19 protein-coding genes and 1 pseudogene are annotated in these 21,157 nt (G+C 47.4%); 8 read left to right on the forward strand and 12 right to left on the reverse strand.

Annotated elements, in window-relative coordinates:
* Nucleotides 1-10: 10 nt before the first annotated feature.
* The 4 genes from ACQ5DJ_RS00450 to ACQ5DJ_RS00465 all read right to left on the reverse strand — a co-directional run bounded on the left by ACQ5DJ_RS00450 (nucleotide 11) and on the right by ACQ5DJ_RS00465 (nucleotide 4,585).
* Nucleotides 11-730: a DUF421 domain-containing protein gene (locus ACQ5DJ_RS00450; protein WP_429840709.1), complete on the reverse strand. Its 720-nt coding sequence runs from the start codon at nucleotides 728-730 to the stop codon at nucleotides 11-13.
* A gap of 89 nt (nucleotides 731-819) precedes the next feature.
* A complete protein-coding gene (locus tag ACQ5DJ_RS00455; RefSeq protein ID WP_429840710.1) occupies nucleotides 820-2,523 on the reverse strand; it encodes a hypothetical protein in 1,704 nt (567 codons plus the stop codon).
* Nucleotides 2,507-3,052: an RNA polymerase sigma factor gene (locus tag ACQ5DJ_RS00460; RefSeq protein WP_429840711.1), complete on the reverse strand. Its 546-nt coding sequence runs from the start codon at nucleotides 3,050-3,052 to the stop codon at nucleotides 2,507-2,509. Before ACQ5DJ_RS00460 ends, ACQ5DJ_RS00455 begins: the two co-directional genes overlap by 17 nt.
* Nucleotides 3,053-3,073: 21 nt before the next feature.
* Nucleotides 3,074-4,585 carry a YcdB/YcdC domain-containing protein gene (locus tag ACQ5DJ_RS00465; RefSeq protein WP_429840712.1) on the reverse strand — a complete coding sequence of 504 codons (1,512 nt, stop codon included), beginning with the start codon at nucleotides 4,583-4,585 and terminating at the stop codon, nucleotides 3,074-3,076.
* A 138-nt stretch (nucleotides 4,586-4,723) separates the two neighbouring features.
* Here ACQ5DJ_RS00465 and ACQ5DJ_RS00470 point away from each other — a divergent pair.
* Nucleotides 4,724-4,858, forward strand: a pseudogene (locus tag ACQ5DJ_RS00470) (general stress protein); the annotation flags it as partial.
* A gap of 101 nt (nucleotides 4,859-4,959) precedes the next feature.
* On the opposite strand, the gene ACQ5DJ_RS00475 reads toward ACQ5DJ_RS00470, so the two are convergent.
* Nucleotides 4,960-5,703: an IclR family transcriptional regulator gene (locus tag ACQ5DJ_RS00475; protein ID WP_429840713.1), complete on the reverse strand. Its 744-nt coding sequence runs from the start codon at nucleotides 5,701-5,703 to the stop codon at nucleotides 4,960-4,962.
* Nucleotides 5,704-5,893: 190 nt separating this feature from the next.
* Here ACQ5DJ_RS00475 and ACQ5DJ_RS00480 point away from each other — a divergent pair, with 190 nt between their 5' ends.
* The 4 genes from ACQ5DJ_RS00480 to ACQ5DJ_RS00495 all read left to right on the forward strand — a co-directional run bounded on the left by ACQ5DJ_RS00480 (nucleotide 5,894) and on the right by ACQ5DJ_RS00495 (nucleotide 9,345).
* Nucleotides 5,894-6,769 carry a dimethylarginine dimethylaminohydrolase family protein gene (locus tag ACQ5DJ_RS00480; protein ID WP_429840714.1) on the forward strand — a complete coding sequence of 292 codons (876 nt, stop codon included), beginning with the start codon at nucleotides 5,894-5,896 and terminating at the stop codon, nucleotides 6,767-6,769.
* Nucleotides 6,770-6,978: 209 nt separating this feature from the next.
* The gene (locus tag ACQ5DJ_RS00485) at nucleotides 6,979-7,233 is read left to right on the forward strand and encodes a FeoA family protein (protein WP_251253390.1); all 255 of its coding nucleotides are present in this window, start codon (nucleotides 6,979-6,981) and stop codon (nucleotides 7,231-7,233) included.
* Entirely contained in the window at nucleotides 7,230-7,961 is a 732-nt protein-coding gene (locus ACQ5DJ_RS00490) for a FeoB small GTPase domain-containing protein (protein WP_429840715.1), read from the forward strand. The genes ACQ5DJ_RS00485 and ACQ5DJ_RS00490 overlap by 4 nt, the downstream gene beginning before the upstream one ends.
* A complete protein-coding gene (locus tag ACQ5DJ_RS00495; RefSeq protein WP_429840716.1) occupies nucleotides 7,939-9,345 on the forward strand; it encodes a nucleoside recognition domain-containing protein in 1,407 nt (468 codons plus the stop codon). Before ACQ5DJ_RS00490 ends, ACQ5DJ_RS00495 begins: the two co-directional genes overlap by 23 nt.
* A gap of 58 nt (nucleotides 9,346-9,403) precedes the next feature.
* On the opposite strand, the gene ACQ5DJ_RS00500 is transcribed toward ACQ5DJ_RS00495, so the two are convergent.
* From ACQ5DJ_RS00500 to ACQ5DJ_RS00510, 3 genes are all read right to left on the reverse strand, one after another.
* Nucleotides 9,404-10,807, reverse strand: coding sequence for a hypothetical protein (locus ACQ5DJ_RS00500; protein WP_429840717.1), 1,404 nt, complete (start codon nucleotides 10,805-10,807; stop codon nucleotides 9,404-9,406).
* A complete protein-coding gene (locus tag ACQ5DJ_RS00505; protein WP_429840718.1) occupies nucleotides 10,804-11,361 on the reverse strand; it encodes a sigma-70 family RNA polymerase sigma factor in 558 nt (185 codons plus the stop codon). The genes ACQ5DJ_RS00500 and ACQ5DJ_RS00505 overlap by 4 nt, the downstream gene beginning before the upstream one ends.
* Nucleotides 11,362-11,510: 149 nt before the next feature.
* Nucleotides 11,511-12,254 (reverse strand): GNAT family N-acetyltransferase, encoded by a 744-nt coding sequence (locus ACQ5DJ_RS00510; protein ID WP_429840719.1) that lies wholly within the window; start codon nucleotides 12,252-12,254, stop codon nucleotides 11,511-11,513.
* Nucleotides 12,255-12,397: 143 nt separating this feature from the next.
* On the opposite strand from ACQ5DJ_RS00510, the gene ACQ5DJ_RS00515 reads away from it, so the two are divergent.
* Together ACQ5DJ_RS00515 and ACQ5DJ_RS00520 are read left to right on the forward strand one after the other, a co-directional pair.
* Complete coding sequence (locus ACQ5DJ_RS00515) at nucleotides 12,398-13,570, forward strand: NAD(P)/FAD-dependent oxidoreductase (protein ID WP_429840720.1); 1,173 nt, start codon at nucleotides 12,398-12,400, stop codon at nucleotides 13,568-13,570.
* A gap of 45 nt (nucleotides 13,571-13,615) precedes the next feature.
* Complete coding sequence (locus ACQ5DJ_RS00520) at nucleotides 13,616-14,482, forward strand: RNA polymerase sigma-70 factor (RefSeq protein ID WP_429840721.1); 867 nt, start codon at nucleotides 13,616-13,618, stop codon at nucleotides 14,480-14,482.
* Nucleotides 14,483-14,527: 45 nt separating this feature from the next.
* Here ACQ5DJ_RS00520 and ACQ5DJ_RS00525 read toward each other — a convergent pair whose 3' ends face one another.
* The 4 genes from ACQ5DJ_RS00525 to ACQ5DJ_RS00540 form a co-directional block, all read right to left on the reverse strand.
* Nucleotides 14,528-16,867, reverse strand: a complete 2,340-nt coding sequence (locus tag ACQ5DJ_RS00525) for an Ig-like domain-containing protein (RefSeq protein ID WP_429840722.1) — start codon at nucleotides 16,865-16,867, stop codon at nucleotides 14,528-14,530.
* 113 nt (nucleotides 16,868-16,980) lie between these two features.
* A complete protein-coding gene (locus ACQ5DJ_RS00530; protein ID WP_429840723.1) occupies nucleotides 16,981-17,547 on the reverse strand; it encodes an SMI1/KNR4 family protein in 567 nt (188 codons plus the stop codon).
* A 29-nt stretch (nucleotides 17,548-17,576) separates the two neighbouring features.
* On the reverse strand, nucleotides 17,577-18,149 hold the full coding sequence (locus ACQ5DJ_RS00535) for a histidine phosphatase family protein (protein ID WP_429840724.1): 573 nt from the start codon (nucleotides 18,147-18,149) through the stop codon (nucleotides 17,577-17,579).
* Between the two features lie 68 nt (nucleotides 18,150-18,217).
* The gene (locus ACQ5DJ_RS00540; RefSeq protein WP_429840725.1) at nucleotides 18,218-20,284 is read right to left on the reverse strand and encodes a methyl-accepting chemotaxis protein; all 2,067 of its coding nucleotides are present in this window, start codon (nucleotides 20,282-20,284) and stop codon (nucleotides 18,218-18,220) included.
* 248 nt (nucleotides 20,285-20,532) lie between these two features.
* Between ACQ5DJ_RS00540 and ACQ5DJ_RS00545 the strand changes: the two genes are divergently transcribed.
* Nucleotides 20,533-21,102, forward strand: coding sequence for a DoxX family protein (locus ACQ5DJ_RS00545; protein WP_429840726.1), 570 nt, complete (start codon nucleotides 20,533-20,535; stop codon nucleotides 21,100-21,102).
* Nucleotides 21,103-21,157 lie beyond the last annotated feature (55 nt).

Genomic DNA, 21,157 nt, shown 5'->3' on the forward strand with positions numbered 1-21,157 from the left:
ATTTCGATAGCTAATGATGCAACGGAGGTACTTGTGGTTCTTTTTCGTTTTTCAAGGAGAACTGCAATTCATTTTTGCGATTGATCGTTGCGAGAAAGACTTGTTCGGACGCGATCCCCTTTTTCTTCAATTCGTGCACAAGCCATTGCTCATCACGGTTCCGGTATGACAGCACATCCGGATAAATCTTGCCTTCCACAATGACAGGCAACGACATTCCCGAAGAGGAAGTCTGGATGTTTACATCCTGTTTCGTTACGAACTGCTGCTCAACTTTTTTGAGCACAGTCAACCGACCGTTCGCCTCGATAATGGCCAAATCAATCTCTGCCAGGTCAAAAATGTCTTTTTCACGAAGCATATGAAGGACATTATCGAGCGAGTAGCGGATTTTTTTCAAGTTTTTGACATGAAAAGCTCCGTTGTAGAAAATGACGGTCGGTTCAAATGTAACCATTCTGCCAAACCAGCGAAAGACAATGGACAACTGCGATACGACTCGTTGCAAGATACCCAACGTCACAATCGCCAATGCGATCGATATGTGACGGACATCCGGCTCTGCAATGTCAGCCCCTGCCACTGATCCCAATGTAATAATGATGATAAAGTCAAAAACAGGCAGCTCCCCAATCGAGCGCTTGCCCATGAACAAGGTGACCAGCAGTAATAAAGGAATAATCGTACAGACACGCCCGATGACGACCATGCTTTCTCCGAATCCTTCCACATTTGTCCCTCCCCTCATTCTTTACTATGCAATTTCTGGGAAGGCATTATGCAAAACAAAACACCAGGAGTCTCCCCTGGTGTCTCTCTTTATTCGTATGACAGCCATTCTCCCGTAATGGCATCCACATCCCCATTGCTCTTCAGTATTTCTGCCGAATAGACCAAGACCGGTTGCTCTTGAATCCTATTGTTTTCAAGCGGGAATAGATAGCGGGCACTGAGCGGATTATGTTGGAGATAAACCTGCGACGCCTCTTCTGCTGAAATCACCTTGGACGCATCTGCGAAGCTCTCCTGCTCATGCGGGAATGTCAAATTTATCCCGATAATTTCTCCTGTCTGCCCGTCGAGCGTGACCTTATAATACTGATCTCGCACCAATACGCCGTTTACTTCCCGGACAAAGTTCAGTTCAACCTGTCTACCCATCACGTAAATTTGCTCCTGCATCCGAACAGACTTCACCCGCGTATCCAAATACGGCTCCAAAAACAAGATTGCACGCTCCTGCAATTCTGCGACGGTGAGTGTCGTATCACCTTCTCTAAGCTCAGGATAAGAAATCTTGAACGCTGTCGCCCGACTATCAACGGTAGTCAGCTGCATAATTCGCTGACCTTTTTTGGCAACGTATTCCCGTTCGTTGTCTCCCATCATATAAGCGGGCACATTGCTCCCCGTAAACGCATAGCCCTCTACCTTCTGACCGAAAAACTCCATGGTAGCCGCAGCCTCTTTTACCGACGCAGCCATTGCCTTCTTGCCGCCTGACTTGACGGCGATACTGTCGCTAAAGGACTCCCCACCCCACAAGGTGGTTTTCACTTCCTTGCCTGTCTGCGCGTCAAGATACCCGGAGAAGTTTTCTTCATAGCGAAGGACGTAGTCCACATCCTTCTTTCCAACTCTCTGATACGTCAACTGCATGACTTCTGCAAGCCCACTCTCGGCTTTTTTCAGCGAAGGTAACTCATCTATGGCTTGAAACTGCCCGATGTCCAGATTGACTCCCGTTGTATCGCCTGAATTGATGTAGCCAATCTGGCCCATATCGTTCATGCCGATCACATAGGAATCCCCTTCTACCTGTACATCATTTACGTAGCGTTGCAATCGGACAGCGTCGTGCGAAACGGCATCCGCTCCCTCTTGCGTATCTAATGGTTCGAACCGATACTGTGCCATATTTTTACCCAGAAACGATTCCATGAATGCCTTCGCCTGTTGCTCTGTTCTCTCTTTGGAAGGCGCTCCCTCGATTTTCTCTTGCCCTGGAATTTTCTCTGCATCGAATCCCAGCAAGGCCCCGCTTTTGGCGTCTAGTTTCACTCTTGCATATAGCGACACTTCTGTTCGTTCCTTATTGCTGAACGTGCGAAAATCTATGTTGTATACCTCTCGGGGGGCTTTCGTTACAGAGACCGATTTTTCCGCTTCCCGAAATGGAGGATATTTCTCGTACAACTTTTCCAGCGTTCTGATCGCCGCTTGGCTTAACTCGCCTTCTTTTATTTCTGTCGATAAGAAGGAGCGCGGAACCAATTGCGATTCAAAACGAGATTGTGTGAACAACTCCGGAGTTACCCCCATCATCCATACTGCTGCTGCCACCGTTGCAGCGGAAACCGTCCATGTCGCCAGCTTGATGCCGACTCTATTCGGACGATTCATTTTTGCGCGCGCCCGTTGCACCAGCTTTGCTTCCAGTGCTTCTACGAATTCGTTCCTTGGCTCCGCATCCTTTGACCGAGGAAGAGTCGCGAAGAATTGCTCATCATTTGGAGTATTCATTAGCCAACCCTCCTATCCAGTCGACATGCAAAACTTTTTTGAGTTCTTTTGTGGCCCGGTGAAAATCTACGCGAACCTTGGCTTCGCTTGTACCGAGAATTTCCGCCGTTTCCCGGATACTGTAAGCCCTGATGCCGCGTAAAATCAGTACATTCCGATGATGTGGCTTCATTTTCTGCATCGCCTGCTCAATTTCCAGCTGCTCTTCCTTGGAAGCCAGCTCCGCTTCCGGCCTCCCCAGAAGAGAAGGTAGCCCTTTTAACAATTCCATGCCAAAGAGCGTTTGCACCCGTCTCTTCCGGTAATCATCGATGGCGACATGCTTGGCAATATGTAAAATCCACGTCTTCACACTGGAACGCTCCTCGTATCTGCCCAAGGCATCCAAGACCCGGATAAATACTTCTTGCGTCAAATCCTCCGCATGCTCGCGCTTCCCCGTGAAGTAGTAGAGGTATTGATAGACATCCCGGTAGTGCTCGCGATAGATCGCTTTGATCCGCGACTCGTAATCGATTGTGTCCTGCACTGGATTTCCTCTCCCTGCTCCCTACTTGATGGATTGACCTGTAACTGCATCAATCTTTCCGCCTCTTTCTTTCTGTTCATAAACAAGGACAGGTGTTGCCTGGTAACGTCCGTTAGGGGAAGGAAATACGTAGCTCAGTGTAAGCGAATTTGCTGTCAGCAATGCTTGTACGGCTTGCTCCGGCCCTACGACATTGGAGGCATCATCATAGGATAATTCACCAGTAGCTTCTGGAAAACCGGCGGATACAATGTCTCCCGTATGCATGTCAACTTTTACCGAATAGGCCTGGCCCTCCACCATAATACCTTGGTGTACTGGGAAAAATAGAAACGCTTGCTTGCCTTCTTCTTTGTTAATCATTTGTGGTACCAGCTCCGTTACTTCTGCGTCTACAAACGGTTGCAGAAACGCCACTGCTTTTTCCTCTGCAGCTACCTCTGTAATCACCTTCTGCTTTGGTGGGTTTTCAAATACATGAAAGTACGTTATCTGATCATTCATTGTCCTCACCAAGAACCTTTTGTTGCCAACCAGGGCATCATACTCCTTTTCCCCTTCGAGAACTAGAGCACCTTTGGTCATTTTAAATGCCATTCCTTCTGGAACAGGAATAAAGGTAGAGAGTGCTGTGGCTATCTCCTCATTTGTCTTGGCGAAAACCCGTTGGTTTCCAGATGTTACCGTGATTGGTTTGCCGTACTTATTTTTCCTGGTCCATCCGGACTCTACCTCGGCTCCTGATCGTGCATCCAAATAGCCTGTATAAATTGGGCTGTAGACAGGGCGAAAGCCAGCGGTAATGTCCTTTGCTTTTTGCTGATAGCTGAGGTGCAGCAGGTCTTCTAAATGCTTGCCGATTACATCTGGTTGCTTAACCCCTGATGGAGCGGCGAATTTGCTGGTGTCCATCTGCAATCCTGTTGCTTCGCCTGCGTTTATATAGTCCAGCTTTCCTGCGCCATTGATCGCCACTACGTACCCATCGTCTTTGACCGGAATCTGATTCACGACACGGACGAAGCGTACGTTTGCTATAGCCTCTGTGCCCTCACCATCAACTGTTACCTCTTCTATCCGGTATTGCTTAATGGCATCACCACTGAAATCCTTCAGGATATTCTGTGCTTTTTCTTTTCCCATCGCTTCCGTAGGCCGCGCAGTGGGTTTCTTTCCGGGAATATCCCGGGCAGAGAAGGACAACAGTGTACCCTTGTTTGCATCGATTCTAGCATCCGCATACAGGGATACCTTCGTCCGCTCCTTGTTGCTGAAGATGCGGAATTGGATGTGGATGACATCTCGCATCTGATTGTTTCGCGAAATGGTCTTTTCCGCGTTTTTCAATTCCGGGTAGTGTTTGCTCAGCTTGCCCACGGTTTTCTGGACTACTTTGCTCAACTGGGGTTGCGTCGATGTGGCTGCCGCGGCTTGTACGGTTACTTGTGGTTGCGTTACCCACAATGGGCTTGAGAAGAGCACAGCAGCAGCTCCTACTGTGATCATCAGCTTTTGGGTTGCGTATGATTTCATTTTAAATTTCCTCCTGGCTTCCTCTTTTTACGTTCTTAGCCAAATAGTCGGAAGCGAAAGGGAAATGTTACAAGTGAACCTAAATTTTATAGGGAACAAATGGATTTTTTCTGAGTTGAATGTCAAAATGTAATTACGATCAATTTCTTGTACCCGCAATGGAAGCTGTTTTCCCTCTATTCTTTCTGGGCTTCGTTCTTTCTTTTGGCGTTTCTTTTGCTGCAAGGGAGCGTGTATTGGTATTTCAAATGGAAAGGATTAAAAAGGGAGAAAGAGAAACACTTTCTCGTACTCGTTCAATGGAAAACCCCACAATGTAAAAACCTCCCAAAATTTTTATTTATAAAACGAAAAAGAGCATAAAAAAAGGCCAGTCAAGCCTTTGACAGGCCGCCTAGCCGTTGCGAGGTTTTGTGAGCGACATCCTTTACCCGTTCACTCAAATACTGGAGTCGTTCCTCCTTCAAATCATACGTAACAATTCCAATGCTTAACGCCCCGATTACCTTTTGGGTGTAATCAATCACCGGCGCTGCGACTGACGCCGTATTTTCCGTCCGCTCCGCAAAACTAACTGCATGACCAGCTGCTCTGATCTCCTGGAGCTTCTCCATAAAAGCAGGCACCTGCTCTTCACCCACTAGCTGCACTACGGTTTGTCGTGCTTCTTCCACAGACATATGTGCCAGCACGACTTTATTGGCCGCACCGATATGCATCGGAATCCGCAAGCCCAATTGGTCGTAGATACGGATATTATGCTGACTGTCTACACGATCGACGACAATGGATTCAAGTCCGCTAGGTTGACTGAAGTAAACACTTTCGTTTACTTCTCTGGCGAGCTCCTCGATCATCGGCTTGATCACTTTGCGATAATCGATCCGATCAAGCACGCGCAAACCGAACTCCATCCACTTAATCCCCAACGTATATTGCTTGGTCGCAGCATCCTGCTCAACCAGTCCATGCTTCATCAACGTGTACAACAGTCGATAAATGGTGCTGACCGGGAGCTGGCATTCCTTCGCTAAATCATTGATCGTCCACCATTTTCTATGTTCATCCGACGAAAGTGCCGTTGCAATCGCCATCGCTCGATCAAACGATTGAATCACGGTCATCCCCCCTTTTCTATCTATCTTCTCATATGAAACTATGTTAAACCATTTGCTCTAATTTTGTGAATCGCAAAAAAACTCGAATGAGGAATCACAGATTGACAGTCAGAAATCAGAATGTGTAAACTAATGGTGAACATTTCGAAATATGAACAATATTCTGCAATGTGGAAAAAGGGAGGCAACTATGTTCCAAGGCAGCCAATCCATGGTCAAAAAGATGAAAACGGTCATCATCAAGCATCCCCATCAAGCATTTATCAGCCAAGAACATCTCGATCAATCGTGGAAAACCTTCAACTATACAGACCGCCCTGACTGGGACCGCGCTCTGCATGAATACGCCAAATTCGAATCAATTTTGCGCGAGCATGTAGAAAACGTCCTGCACTTGCCACAATCCGATAAAACTGGACTGGATTCCATTTACGCCCATGACCCGGTGAAATTTACTTCCAAAGGGGCAATCATCCTCAAATCTGGCAAAGAGCTCCGTCAGGGAGAAGCCGAAGTATACAAAGCCTTTTTAGAAGAAAACAACATCCCAATTCTGGGGCAACTCACAGGCGACGCGTTGTCAGATGGCGGCGATCTCGTCTGGCTGGATGACAAAACACTCGCAATCGGCCTTGGCTTCCGTACAAACGAAGCGGCTATCGCTCAAATTACGGAAATGGTCAAGAATTTCACAGAGGAAATCATCGTCGTACAGCTTCCTTATGATCGCGGTCCTGCGGAATGTCTGCATCTGATGTCGATTATCAGCATGGTCGATCATGATTTGGCAGTCGTCTACTCCAAGCTGATGCCCGTATTTTTCCGCCAACTCCTCATCGACAGAGGCATTCAGTTCATTGAAGTACCAGATCATGAGTACGATAATCTGGGCAGCAATGTTCTCGCCCTCGCTCCACGAGTGTGCATGGTCGTGGCAGGCAACCCGATTACCAAGCAACGCCTTCTCGACGCAGGTGGGACTGTGTACGAGTATGAAGGGGAAGAGATTTCCTATAAGGGAACAGGTGGACCTACTTGCCTGACAAGCCCAGTGGAACGAATGTAACCGACTGTACCCCAATTGTTAGACCATTAACGATTGGAGGTGCAGTTTTTTATGACGAAAAAGTTTCCTTAAGCAAAAACTTTGTTGCCTGGGAAAGAATCTTACCTTAAACTAAAATCATGAAGATATCGAATACGTGCACTTTTTTTTACCTTCATTTTTGCCCTAAGCCAACAGTTTGTCCTTAATGAAAAAGGAGAGTGAACATCATGCCATCTATCAGCATTCCTTTGTCTGATGCCTTGATTGGTAGCCACATCTGCCTGGATCGTATTGACGTTCAGGGTATACTGCGCAGGCGATTGCTGGATCTCGGCTTCGTCCCCGGCAACATCGTTGAAGTTATGCAAAAAAGTCCGCTCGGCGATCCCATTGCCTTTCGGGTAAATAACACGATCATCGCCCTGCGCAAAGAAGAAAGCTCCCTTATATTCGGGGAGTACGTGGGAAGTGACGAAAAATGACTTCCTACACGATTGCCTTGGCAGGAAATCCGAATACCGGTAAGAGTACATTATTCAACACATTGACGGGACTTCGCCAACATACAGGAAACTGGGCAGGAAAGACAGTCGTAATGGCTGAGGGAGAATTCTCACGGGGAAATACGGCTTTTCGGATCATCGATTTGCCAGGCACGTATTCCTTGTATTCCAACTCGGCGGATGAAGAAGTGGCGAGAGATTACATTATCTTCGAGCAACCTGACGTCACCATTGTGGTACTGGATGCAACTTCATTGGAACGGAATCTCAATTTGGCCTTGCAGGTGTTGGAAATGACCCCTCGCGTCGTCGTATGCGTCAATTTGATCGATGAGGCGAAAAGGCTTGGCATTCGTATTGATCTGGAAAAAATCTCACAAAGATTAGGCGTTCCCTGTATCGCCATTTCCGCCAGAAATCAAATCGGGATCGAGAATTTGCTCGATCAGGTGGAGAAAGTAGCGAACGGAACCATCGTGCCCAATCCTGTACAGATAACCTACAGTGATCAGATCGAATCCAAGCTGGCTGAGTTGGAGCCGCTCATCGAGAAAACCTTGGGTAGCCGTTTTCCGACAAGATGGATTGCTCTGCGGTTGTTAGATGGAGATGAAAGTTTGTTACGAACCTTGAGAGAGCGCATGCCAGATCCGGCTACAACTGCAAGAAAGGAGCCTTTGACCCATGGCCGAACCGTTTGCCACTAATCCGTCTGATTCCCTTGATACGCTTCTTTCCGCGGCCCGGACCTCAGTGGAAGGAAGTGAAATTCGGGACACGATTGTGAGTGACATTTACCGCACTAGTCGCAGCATTTGTAAGGAAGCCGTGACGTACGAAGACAAGCAAAAGCTGTCTAACGCATACAAACTGGATAAAATCGTGACGTCCAAAATATGGGGCTACCCCATCATGCTGGCGATTTTAGGCACTGTATTCTGGATCACGATCGCAGGTGCCAATGTTCCATCCGGAATGCTTGCCGACATGTTCGGTGTTGTCGAGGGGTATCTAACTGCTGGCTTTCAAGCTGTACATGCACCTGATTGGCTGCACGGGATTCTGGTTCTCGGATTCTTTCGCGGTACCTCCTGGGTTATCAGCGTCATGCTTCCTCCGATGGCAATCTTTTTCCCAGTCTTTGCCCTGCTCGAGAACTTCGGATATCTGCCGCGTGTCGCGTTCAACATGGATCGTCTGTTTAAAAATGCTGGCGGACACGGAAAACAGGCATTAACCATGTCGATGGGGTTTGGCTGTAACGCAGCTGCCATCCTTTCAACCCGGATTATCGAATCTCCTCGGGAGCGAATGCTGGCGATTCTGACCAATAATTTCGTCCCGTGCAATGGTCGTTGGCCAACCTTGATCCTATTGGCTTCACTGTTTATGGCAACGAGCGCGACCAGTGGCTGGCAATCTTTGATTACTGCTCTCATTGTTATGGGTATGGTACTTTTTGGAATCGTTATCACTCTTACCGTTTCCTGGACGCTATCCAAAACAGCTTTGCGCGGAGTACCTACACACTATACGTTGGAGCTGCCCCCATACCGCCGTCCGCAGATTTGGAAAACGATCCTCATTGCAACCAAAGATAAATCATGGAGTGTGCTAAAAAGGGCTGTCATTGTAGCCGCTCCTGCCGGTATCATCACTTGGATATTAGGCAATATCTATGTCGGTGGGGATAGCATCCTCGCCCACATGGCTGCCTTTTTTGATCCGTTCGCGCAAATCATTGGTCTCGATGGCTATATTCTCATGGCCTTTATTCTCGGCTTGCCCGCTAATGAAATCGTGCTGCCGATTCTTCTGATGGGGTATATGTCCTCCGGTGCCATGGTTGATGTGGAAGGGATCGACAATATCAAGGATGTCTTCTTGCAGCACGGGTGGACTTGGTTGACAGCACTCAACATGATGCTGTTCTCGCTGCTTCACTACCCTTGCGGCACAACCTTGTTCAATATTTACAAAGAGACGAAAAGTGTGAAATGGACAGTGCTTTCCGCACTCATCCCTCTAGCCATTGCGATCGGAGTAACGTTCTTGACTGCCCAGGTGGCAAGGGCACTCGGTTGGGTGTAGAAACACAGCAAAAAGCCTTTGCACAAAACCAGAAATCCTGGTTCGTGCAAAGGCTTTTTTATTGCGTAATAGGTATCACTCCTCTAAGGGGGAATCTCTCAAACACAAGTCCGCTCATCTCCAGCTGATACGTATCCTGTTTGGGTACCTCGAAGACAATTGAAACAGTCTCAGCGTTCTCTGCGACAACAAAATCCTTGTAGTACTGACCATCTACACGCAAGTTAATCTCTTCCGGTCCCTTATTCGGGATGACGATGAAAAGCTTACCTTTGTCATAATACACCTTTTCTATGTTCAACTTTGTCTTTTTGCCAAATGGAATGCTTTGCGGAGATTTGGCATTCCGATCCAGCACGATGTTTTCTCTAATGGTCTTATTCGCAGATACCTCGTCGAATCGAAGCTCGAGTTTTTCAGGTACGTCTTCAAAGAAAAGAGATGGAAAAAACTGCATGGTATACTTGTCGCTGCCTTGAACCCTGATAGCATCGCCACCTCGAAGCCGTTCAAGATTCTCATTGAATCGGTCATCCATTGCCGGATATTCCTTTCCGTTCCCATCTACCAGCTTCACATTCTCCAAGCGATACAGCTCGAACCCATCCTGCAAAGTAGCTTCTAGCTCCGCTTCCATCACAGTCGGAGAAGCTATGATCTGGTTTACTTTCAGACTCGTCAACAGGCTGTCTGTTTCTAGCACAGCATCTACTTCTGCGTCCGGTTGAATTACCTTTTCTGCTACAGTGACGGACTTTGGCAGGGGCAGCAACAGCTCGGCTACCACTTCATCAACTTCTTTCTTGCGCATATCTACAATTTGCACAGGCAGAACGGGCTTCGTCTGATTCATGAACTCCTGCATTTTTTTCTCGTCAATTCGGTAATTCGGTGTGATGATAAGATAATGCACACCATCGATTACTTGAAAATCTTTCGGAGCATGACCGATTTCTTTCAGCTCCCCCAAATCTACACGAAGACTCCCATAGAGCATCTCGCTTCTTTTCGATTCGTCCGGAATCCGAGCGATCTCCTCCATTTTTTCACCGGAGATTAACAGTGTAAACGTAATCCTTCTGTGATCGACCATGGCATCCCTGATCTGATAAACAAGACCGTCCTTCTCCAATTTCACCTCAGGCAGAATCGGATAGCCATTTTTCAAAGCATGCATGAAACCTTCATCGGGCGTGATCCATTCAAACGATTCCTGTCCTTTCTCTGCTCCCGTCAGTCCCCACAAGCTTCCATCAAAGGGCTGTGCAATCTGGAAGAAAATCGTCGCAGCAACTGCCACTCCGGCTGCCCAAGAGGTTACCTGCAAGCGACGGCGACGTTTCTCACGCTGAATTTTTGTGAGTACTTCCTGCTCGAATTTTCCCAAATGAAACGGATATTTCTCACGAACGGATTGCTTTGCTGATTGACTCCATTCCTTCCACATGCGATCGTCGCTCATCCTTTTACCTCCTTCGACATGGTCTCCTTCAATTGCTTCCTGGCTCGATGCAAACGCGTACGAACGACCTCCTGCGAAACCGCGAGAATGTCCGCCACTTCCGCAATCGATAGGTCTTCGTAATAATGCAGGAGGATGACCTGCCTGTACTTCGGTGCGAGGGATTGAATGTACGTGACGACCTCTTCCCGCTTCACCCGGTTTAAAATCTCTTCTTCTACCTGATTGTTTGCCTGCCGATCCATCAGGTCGCCAAGATGATCATCCATCGTCGGAAAAATGTTGCGGAACGACCACGACCGAAAATGCTTTTTGCTTTCATTCATCGCGATCTTGTAGAGCCAATGCTTGATCTGTCCGTCCCCGCGGAACTGATCGAGATGCCGATATGCCTTGATAAACACGTTTTGGGTAATATCGTCCGCCAAGGCATGATTCTTCACCGTGAGACTCACCAGATGAAAAATCTTCTCCCCGTATTGCTGCATTAGCCATTTCAGTCTGGCTTCCCGTGTAACCTCCAGACTCACTGGCATTGTTTCTGCTTCGTTCAACCCTTTCACCTCGTCCGTTGATTGCTTGCTATTAGGTATGATCCGTCCCACAGCAAAAAGGTGACAGAAATGAAAAAGAAACCGCTGTGGTTTCCACAACGGCTACTTCGCTGTTCGTTCTTCCTTTTCCAAAAACCAAACCTTTTGAATTATAAAAAATGCTGCATCCAAATATTCGGCTCGATATATATGACTTCGTTCTTTTCCACGTCAACCTGCACGGGAACTAATGCGTCTGGAATGATGTACGAACCGGACTCGGGGAATTTCATTCCTGTCCAGCTTTCCCATTCCATCAAGCTTCCTCTGATCAGCATGGATTCCGGCGCCACCTGCATGATCGTCGCTCCCAGTTTCCAATGTGTGCGCACCCACGGATCAAACGGAGCGTCATCGGTCGTTTTCCACTGCACGTACTTGTCCATTGGCGTGAGCGGATACTTGTGCTTGAGCGATGGACGTACGGGTGCCACCACGTACGCCAAGCCATTTTCCTTAGCGATATCCTTCATTGCCGTAACCATCTGCTTGCTCAGACCGAGTCCCCGATAGTGGGGATCGATAGAGATAGAGAGTGCCGATAACGCGTTTGGTTGTTGTTTTTCTTGGCGGTAGTCTTCGATCCCTTGCAGAAAGACATCATCCCAGCCTTTTGGCAACCCTTCCGTAGTGCCATCCCAATAAAATGGAATCGCATTTCCTACAGCCATCACCTTGTCAGCCTCATCCGTCAGCATGAATTGATAAGAAGAGAACCAGTCATACAGATGACCGTAATATTCGTTAGCCACTTCGTCATTCAGCATGAAGGCAGACCAGCTTGCTTCGATTAGTGCATCAGCTTGATCGTTTAAATCCGATCTTTGTGCGAAAGTGTAGATGTTGTATGACATGCTTGGAATCCTCCTACGAACTCAGATGTCTATCTTCCCATCTAATCCCTATTCGATTTTCTTCGACATTTTCCTCTTGCGGTGTGTCACACAATCGCTCCCTCGCTCGTTATATGGTCAAACCAAACGAGGAGCTGATTGGCATGAAAGAACGAACATGTGTGATTGTCGGAGGCGGGTACGCAGGTATCAACGCACTAAAAGCCGTTCGCGAGACGTGCAAAGGACGCCCGATCCGCTTCATCTTACTCGATAAAGAGCCTCATCACCTTCGCAAAGTCCTGTTGTTCAAACCAGCTGCTGGCAAAACAGATATCTCGATTCCGCTAAAAAGTCTGTTTCCAGAGGGCGTCGAATGCGTGCAAGGTACAGTCACGTCGATCAAAGGGAAGGAGAAGACCCTCTTATTCCGGAACAAAGACGGCCAAGAGCAGGCGTTGCCCTACGACATGCTCATCCTGGCAGTAGGAAGCGTCATTCGCCAACCCGAGCCAGAACAAGGCGGCATCGCTTTGACGGGCGTCGAGGCGGCCGAGGCGGTTCGGGAAAAGTGGCTTGCCAACATGCGCCAAGCCGTCCATGAGAAGCAGCCATCCGAACGTGAGCGATTGTTGACGATCGCCGTTGCCGGAGCGGGTATCAGTGGGATGGAGACCGCTGCGGAGCTGGCTTTCGCTATGCGCGAGGAAGCGAAGAACCTCGGCATCCATCCTGATGAAGTCAACATCTATCTCATCAACGCACAAAATCGCTTGTTTACCGAAGGGTCTGCCAAAATGGGGCACAAGCTGGAGAGTGCACTCACAGATGGTGGCGTAACCATTCTGCATGGTCAAAAGGCACTTCATGAGCGGGACGAAATGCTGACGCTAGCCAGTGGTCGTACGATTGCTGTCGGACTATGCGTCTGGTCGCTCGGATTGCAACCCAATCCCGCATTGCGCAGTATGGGCGTACCACTGACCACACACGGACAGGTGGTCGTCGATGAATCCTATCGTGTGGCGGGAACGCCGGGGGTGTACAGTATTGGCGATTGTGCACGCATCGTAGATCCAACCAGCGGGCAAGCAGACACGATGACATGCAAGGAAGCCTCCGGACAGGCGATGCGTTTGGGCAAAATTGTGTTAGCTGACTTGGATGGAACCCCTGCTCCCACACACAAAAGCTACATGGACATTTACTGCGTCGGACTCGGCCCTGAACGCGGAATGGTTTGGACGAGAAAATGGGGACTCGATATCATTTTGACAGGGAAATTGGGGTGGAAGCTTCGCCAGTTCACCTGGAATGCTGCCAGCATGATAAAATAGGAAAAAATAGGGACGTACGAAGACACAAGAGGAAGTGACACAGCCATGGAGGCTCTGTACAAACAATATAAGGGGCTCATGTTCCGCCTCGCCTATCAGATGCTCGGCTCGGCCACGGATGCGGAGGATATCGTGCAGGACGTATTCGTGAAGGCCCATGATGTCTCGCTGGAACAGATGCTTGAACCGAAGGCTTACCTGTGCAAAATGACCACAAATCGCTGCCTCGATTTGTTAAAATCGGCCCGCAAAAAACGGGAGCTGTATACTGGACCATGGCTGCCAGAGCCCATCTCTACCCCTGATGCAGACAGCTATGATTCTGTCATTACCAAAGATTTGCTATCCTACGCAATGCTCGTCCTGTTGGAGCGGCTTTCTCCCCCAGAACGAGCGGTGTTCGTCCTGCGAGAAGCCTTTGACTTCCAATATGACGAGATTGCCGAGCTGGTTGGAAAAAGCGAAGCGAATTGCCGCAAGATCGTTAGTCGGGCGAAAAAGAAAATGGGGATTGACCCTGAGGAATCTCATCTCCCCCCAGAAAAAGAGCTCGGCGAAGAATGGATCGGCCGTTTTCTGTCTGCGCTGGAGCACGGAAATGTCGATTCATTGCTCACTCTGCTTGCCACAGATGCAGTATTGCTCTCGGACGGCGGCGGCAAGGTCACCGCAGCCCTGCATCCGATCTTGTCTGGCGAACGCGTGGCATCCTTCTTACTTGGCTTGATGCGCAGCTTCTCGAAGCATCCAAATTTCTCTATAGTGCTCGCACCTTTAAACAACCAGACTGGCTTTGTGATCAAACAGGACGACAAAATCGACACCGTGGTGTTTTTGCATATCGAGCACGGAGCCATTCGTAATCTCTATTTTGTCAGAAATCCTGATAAGCTAAGATTCATAGAATCATAGTCATCAAAGCGAAAAGCCACCAGTAGCAGGTGGCTTTTCTTCGTTTTATTTTACCGTTACCCGAAGCGTTACTTCTTTTCCGCCGTAGCTTCCTCTCAGTGTCGTGCTGCCAATGGAAACTGCTGTCACTTCTCCACCGTCTACAGTTGCTACCTCAGGATTTTCCGATACCCACTCAACCTCTTCGGAAACCAATTCGGTATACCCTCTTTCATACTCGGCATGAACTTGGAGGGTAAAATTCTCTTCTGGAGAAAGACGCAGTGTGGAACGGTTCAGTTTTAACTTATTCGGCGCTTTTTCATCAAGCACTAAAACTCTTACACGCGTGTACTTATTGTCGTACCTAGCAGACACATAGGCTTTTCCGCTTTTTAGTGTTCTGATCTCACCGTTTTCGAGCACTTCCAGAACATCAGGATCGCTCGAAGTCCAGGTGGATTTTTCTGTGACGTCCTTACTGCTCTTGTCGCTAAAGGAAGCGGTTAGGGTCAACTGCTTATTTTGTTCTGGTTCCAACACAAACGTTTCCTCTGACAATTGAATCGATTGGAGAGTCAATCCAGATACACTTACCGGAATAGTGAGATCCTCTCCTTGGTACTGAACGGTAATGACGGATTCGCCTTCTGTTTTGCCAGCAGTAATGCGTCCCTTTTTCAAAGAGATCAGATCATTGTCGATGCTGTACGTAGTCTCTTTGTCTTTCGTAATATCCTTGCGCTTTTTACCGTCTATCACATACACCTTGAGGTACTTGGACTGTTGAGGTTTGAGCATTAGTTCCTCTGGTGATGCTTCCAAGGTAAAGGTTACTTTTTTCTTCACAGTAACCTTGGCGTTTGCCGTCTTGTTCCCGTCCAATGTTCTTACGGTGATTGTCGTCTTTCCTGCACTTTTCGCGGTTACGTTGCCTTCCTTGTCTACCTCTGCTACCTCAGGGTTGCTACTGGTCCATTCTACGGTTTTGTAGGAAGCGTATGTTGGCTTGATCGTGGCATGCAGCCCGACAGGCTCATCCCCGAGTGTCATCGTGAATGCCTCTTCCTCCAGTGTTACTTCGGAAACCGGATAGTAGGATGGCTGTGGCGTTGGTGGAGTCGGCTTATTCACGACATTCACGGTCCTTGTGATAACGGTTGATATGTTTCCAGCCGAATCTCTCACATAGTACTTCAGCGTATATGTCCCTGTCTGACTGGAGTCGATTTGACCGTCGACTTTCGCCTCTAAACCGCTTTCCCGGTCCGTGATGGTTACACCAGGATCAGTGAATGTACTTCCTTCGAAAATAGTCATCGTCTCATCGCCATTTAACGTGATAACTGGCGCCGTCTTGTCTATGCGGACCTCTACTTTTTCCTCATCACTCTTTTTTTGCGAACCGTTGACCTGTACGGCGACAACCTCTGTAATTCCCTCCGTCGATATCGTAATCTTGTCAGTGTAAGGTTGCCAGGTGCCGTTGTTCAGCTTGTACTGAATCGTATTTCCTGGTTCGCCCGCCATCGTTACTTTGACATCCTGATTGGTCCAGTTGTTATGGCTAAGTGTCAGGACTGGCTTGGATGGAGTAGCTTCGACAGGCGTAGTCGCGTTGGAAGGTGCAGAAGGAATTGATTCCCCTATTTCATTTGTGGCAGTGACTGTAAATGTGTACTCCGTTCCATAGCTCAACCCTGTTACTGTAATCGGGCTTTCTGCTCCAGTAGCCTTCAAGTTTCCAGGATGAGAAGTAACCGTGTAGCTCGTGATTGGTTTTCCGTTTGGATTTCCAGACTGGAAGCTTACAATCGCACGATTATTTTCCGAGGTGGCCTTCACATATAACGGGGCCTCTGGCTCTTTGACATCGAATAATTTCAATTCCCCAATCACTGGTGCTAATCCATCATAGGTATCTGTTACATTGACTCTTACATATCGACTTGTTACAGGAGTTGACAATAATAAAGAAGTTTGGCTTTCTCGATTACCTGTTACTTTCGCGTTTGCATCAGGAATATCCGAAAAATTGATTCCGTCACTGCTTATTTGCAAGGAATAGTCCATGTTACGATCATTGAATCCATATACTTCCCATAACCGAAAATCAGTTGGCTCACCTAAGTCAACTTGCAACCATCCCGTTCGTTTTGTACTACTGATCCAGCTATTTAAAGGGCCCAACTTTCCATCTACCGCTTTGTCTGAAGAAAACTGTGGTTCATAATTGCCATTTGACGTAGTCGTTTTCCCTAAAGCCAAATTCTCGGGAAAAACAGCACTCACAGGATTCTCGATCCCCAACGTAAGGAGAACGAAACAGAGCAATGTAGCCAATCCTTTTTGAAACAGAAGATGTCCTTCCTTTCGCTTTGATATTCTGTCTTTTTCGCTAGCCATTTTCACGCCTCCTAGTCATGTCTCGTAGTCGGCTCCTAGCGTATCAAATGATTCTCACAAAAAACTCACAAAAAACCCCCTTTCGTTTTCATGAAAAGAGGGTTTCATCCTTGTCATACGCGTTCTAAAAAAGTGTAATCAAAATAGGATTTGAAATTCGGATACAAAAAGATCAGTGATTCTTTCAGTTTGTTACGATCCGTATTTTCGTCATCCATTTCAAACAAAATTTCATGGTCAATTTCATAGATTCCACACTTCTCTTCGTCTGGACTTTCTTGTAAATCGATACATCGTATATTTCCGTACTCCGTATCCCATGAAAAAGGAAGGTAACCTAACTTGCAAAGCAATGGATTGTACATATCCCGAATACGATCGAATGGCTCATCAATCCCTTGTTCAGGGATGACGTCGAAAAAATGATGATACGTAGAAATGAAGACTTTATACCACTCCGGAAATTTCAGCCCAAATTCTTCTTCGAGCGCAGCCACATCATCGTGACTTACGATTGAAGGAACCAGCTTCCATCTGGACCATTCCTCATCGATATCAGCTACCTTCATGACATCAGGGACGCCTGGCCGCATCCATCTGCAAAAGCCTCCCTCTGTCACTTGGTTATATCGCGCATAGTGGGCTTCAAAACCATTCTTGATATACTCGTTTCTATCCATATGTAAAGCCTCCTTTTTCCTATAGGAAGTCAGTTCCTCCATAATCGCTTCACTTCCACGAGCACTTCATCTTCGAATTCCATTTTGTAAATATCAGGCTTGGACATCGTCCATAAAAAATCCAAGTCGTACTGACTGTCAAAGTACCCCATCATCAATGTCATAACGGCACCATGCGTTCCGATTACAACTTTCTGCCCTCTATATTGCTCTAAAATTTTTCGCAACGTACTTACCACACGATTCCGACAAATGGTGATGGATTCCCCCCCAGGCAACGAAAAGTCTGGCTCAGTAAACATCTTCTTTACTAATGGATACAATTCATTATCAGCCATGATTTGATCATTTCCGATAAAAACGAGTTCTCTCAGCTCTTCTAAAACAACGATCTCTTTCCCTACGGACTGGGCTAGTTCTTCTATGGTTGCCATTGCTCTTTTATACGGACTAGAAATGAACGCATCGATCCCCTCATCTTTCAACAATTGCGTAATGATACCGGCATCTGACCTACCTTTTTCAGTCAGTCCTCGTGTTCTTTCGTCCCCTTCGGTTTTTGGTGATTCTCCATGCCTGACCATGTAAATAAAGGTTTTCATGAGTACCCTCCCTGTATATGTATTACGAAAAAGCCCCCTTTCTGTTTTCACCAGAAAGGGGGACCCTCTTAGATTTTGAACCGATGCACGATCTCTTCCATCGTCTGCGTCAAGCCGACATTTCTCTCTGAAATAGCTGCGACCTGTTGGTTGTTATCCGCAATAATGCGAGATTGCTCTGTGATCGCCTCCACACTGTGGGCACTTTTCTCCATAGAGTTCGTCACTTGCTCCACCACAGTAACCACATTGCTAATCGTTGAATTCAACTCTTCAAAAGACGCATTGAATTCCGCCAGCAACGTATGGAAACGGTGTGCATCCATAGTGTACTTCTCCGATGTTTCCATCATGCTATCATAGTCAGGGCTGACCCGCGTATCGATGAAGTCCAATACGCTCGACGAATGAGTCGCCAGATTGTCTACAGATTCGCCTGCGACCTGAATAATGCGTTGAATATCAATCACGACCTCCGACGATTGCGTCGCCAGTCTGCGTATCTCATCCGCTACGACAGAAAACCCTCTACCGCTGTCTCCCGCACGTGCAGCTTCAATCGCCGCATTCAATGCCAACAGATTCGTCTGTTCAGAGATCGTGAGTATCGCCTCTGCCAACAGGTTGATTTTTTCCATCGAATCCTTCGAGTCGGTGATCGCAATTTCCGTTTGTGCCTTTACATTCATATAGAGCTCTGTCGTCATTTTATCCGCAGCCAATGCATGTTCCCGCAAAGCAGTTGCCCGCGAGCTGACATCCTGCGCGGTCACAGCCGCTTCTTCTGTTCTTTTCGTAATCGTATGAATGACCGTCTCCATATCGTTTAAGGTCGCATTCATCTCTTCTGTGGCCGCCATCGTCTCCTGCATATGGGCGAGCAAGATGCCTGTAGCCTCCGCGGTTCCGCTAGACTGCTCGCTTACTTTGTTCGTAGATTGCTTCGCGCTCTGTGCATTTTCAGCGACCGAGCGAGACACGGCTGTCAGCTTGCTCACAACCTCGCTCAATTGCTCACGCATGACAATGATCGACTGTGCCGTTAATCCAATCTCATCCTGCGTGCCCTGCTCGTTCACCGCTATTTTTTCCCGCAAATCAAATTGAGCCGTCTGCGTAATGATCTCCCTCATTTGATCAATCGGGCGGGTAATCCAGCGACTCAACAGGAAGGATAGCAGCAACGCTCCTGCCACGGAACATACCAGCTTCCAGACAACAGACTCCAGATTGTCCGCCAACTTCTGGTTCAGCTCCGTATTGTCATACACAATCTTGATAACACGTGATCGGCTGAGATCATTAGGATCTTTGCCTAGCTTATACGGGACGAGGCGATAAGTGAGATCTTTCTCCTCTGTTTTTTCATGAAACTCTCTGATTTCTTGTGATTGGTATGCTTCCATAAAAATCGGCAAGTGATTATCGATCACCCGCAAGGCTTTCCCGTCGCTCCCTGTTCTCCCCAAAGCGTAACCATCATGAGAAAAGACCAGAATGTCTTTTACCATGTTGTATTTCTCCGTCATCGCCTGCGAAACAGCCAAGAAATTAAAGGTCTGGAAAAGAGAGCTGTCCTGCAAATTCACACTGACTTCAAACAGGTACTTCTGGTCAAACGTTGGGAGATAAGCGAACTTTTTAATTTGACCTGTATTGACGGAAACCTCCATGCCATCGGCAGAAAACTCTTTTCCATCGATCCGATTTTTCAACAGCTCCGTAAATGCTCCTGCATTGCTGAAATCAAGCCCAATATCGGTTTTGACGCTGGAATGAACGACCTTGATATTTCGGTCAATGATGAAAATATCCATCCCATACTGCTCACGCAAGGCTGCATAGTCCCACGTCTCCACCGCTGGATTTTGCCGATAGTTGTTCGTTAACACTTGCAGTGTTTGCTGCATGCGGTTTTCCATGTCTTTCTCAAAAACGCCGTATGCCATATCCACATTCTTCACTGCATTCGTGACATGATCCTCTACCAGCTGGTACTGTACCACTTGGTCAGAAATAATATTCGCCTTGAACTGAACATAGTCAATAATAGACAACACAATGGCTACCAGCATCGTAAATAAAGAAATCATCAAGGTAAGCTTAGTACGAAAAGACATCCACATTCGTTTCATAAGTCTGCTCCAAGAAGTTTTATTTTTAAACATAACTTAACATAATTTACCACAACTTAACTTGTCAATCCTTTCATAAGTTTACTGTATTTTGGCAATATATACACTAGGATTTACCATTAACACCGTGCTTATAGTGTCAATGAACACCGTATGAACTTATACCCAAAACCGCACTACACCGCCAATTGTTATGTTAAAATCGGCTCGAACAAAGATGTTCAAAACGTATGTAGGAGGAAACCCACATGCAAAATCGTCAAAACGAAATTATTATTCCTGAAAATCCTGTTTCACACTTCCTGTTCTCCAGCACGAAATCGGCTGCGATCTGGTTGATTATCAGACTGTATGTCGGCTATGCATGGATTACTGCGGGATGGAAAAAAGTCCAGTCCGATAGCTGGACTGGAGATGCGGCTGGCGGCGCGATTCAAGGGTTCGTAAAAGGCTCCTTGGCAAAAGCAGCAGAAGGAAAGGACGTAACGGGGTGGTACGCTTGGTTTCTGGAAAATATGGTATTGCCAAATGCCAAGGTGTTCGGCTTCCTCGTTGCTTGGGGTGAGGTACTCGTCGGACTCGGCTTGATCCTTGGATGCCTGACAGGGATCGCAGCGTTTTTCGGCGGCTTGATGAACGTCAGCTTTCTGTTCGCAGGAACGGTCAGCACCAACCCACTTCTTTTTGTTTTTGCCACTTGGCTCGTTCTGGCTTGGAAGGTTGCGGGCTGGTATGGTCTTGATCGCTGGGCGCTTTCGTATCTCGGAACACCTTGGACGAGAAAATCGCGCGATGGTGTTTTGCCGATGAACAAGTAATACGATCTTCCCTAATGACAAAGCCACCTTTTGCGGGTGGCTTTTGTTGTTCCTT

The organism is Brevibacillus sp. FIR094 (assembly GCF_050477165.1).
GTDB lineage: Bacteria > Bacillota > Bacilli > Brevibacillales > Brevibacillaceae > Brevibacillus.

Bases quoted from the DNA above. Each gene is read 5' to 3' on its own strand.
- ACQ5DJ_RS00455 (WP_429840710.1), bottom strand. From the start codon at position 2,523: ATGAATACTCCAAATGATGAGCAATTCTTCGCGACTCTTCCTCGGTCA.
- ACQ5DJ_RS00465 (WP_429840712.1), bottom strand. From the start codon at position 4,585: ATGAAATCATACGCAACCCAAAAGCTGATGATCACAGTAGGAGCTGCT.
- ACQ5DJ_RS00480 (WP_429840714.1), top strand. From the start codon at position 5,894: ATGTTCCAAGGCAGCCAATCCATGGTCAAAAAGATGAAAACGGTCATC.
- ACQ5DJ_RS00485 (WP_251253390.1), top strand. From the start codon at position 6,979: ATGCCATCTATCAGCATTCCTTTGTCTGATGCCTTGATTGGTAGCCAC.
- ACQ5DJ_RS00490 (WP_429840715.1), top strand. From the start codon at position 7,230: ATGACTTCCTACACGATTGCCTTGGCAGGAAATCCGAATACCGGTAAG.
- ACQ5DJ_RS00495 (WP_429840716.1), top strand. From the start codon at position 7,939: ATGGCCGAACCGTTTGCCACTAATCCGTCTGATTCCCTTGATACGCTT.
- ACQ5DJ_RS00500 (WP_429840717.1), bottom strand. From the start codon at position 10,807: ATGAGCGACGATCGCATGTGGAAGGAATGGAGTCAATCAGCAAAGCAA.
- ACQ5DJ_RS00510 (WP_429840719.1), bottom strand. From the start codon at position 12,254: ATGTCATACAACATCTACACTTTCGCACAAAGATCGGATTTAAACGAT.
- ACQ5DJ_RS00515 (WP_429840720.1), top strand. From the start codon at position 12,398: ATGAAAGAACGAACATGTGTGATTGTCGGAGGCGGGTACGCAGGTATC.
- ACQ5DJ_RS00520 (WP_429840721.1), top strand. From the start codon at position 13,616: ATGGAGGCTCTGTACAAACAATATAAGGGGCTCATGTTCCGCCTCGCC.
- ACQ5DJ_RS00525 (WP_429840722.1), bottom strand. From the start codon at position 16,867: ATGGCTAGCGAAAAAGACAGAATATCAAAGCGAAAGGAAGGACATCTT.
- ACQ5DJ_RS00530 (WP_429840723.1), bottom strand. From the start codon at position 17,547: ATGGATAGAAACGAGTATATCAAGAATGGTTTTGAAGCCCACTATGCG.
- ACQ5DJ_RS00535 (WP_429840724.1), bottom strand. From the start codon at position 18,149: ATGAAAACCTTTATTTACATGGTCAGGCATGGAGAATCACCAAAAACC.
- ACQ5DJ_RS00540 (WP_429840725.1), bottom strand. From the start codon at position 20,284: ATGAAACGAATGTGGATGTCTTTTCGTACTAAGCTTACCTTGATGATT.
- ACQ5DJ_RS00545 (WP_429840726.1), top strand. From the start codon at position 20,533: ATGCAAAATCGTCAAAACGAAATTATTATTCCTGAAAATCCTGTTTCA.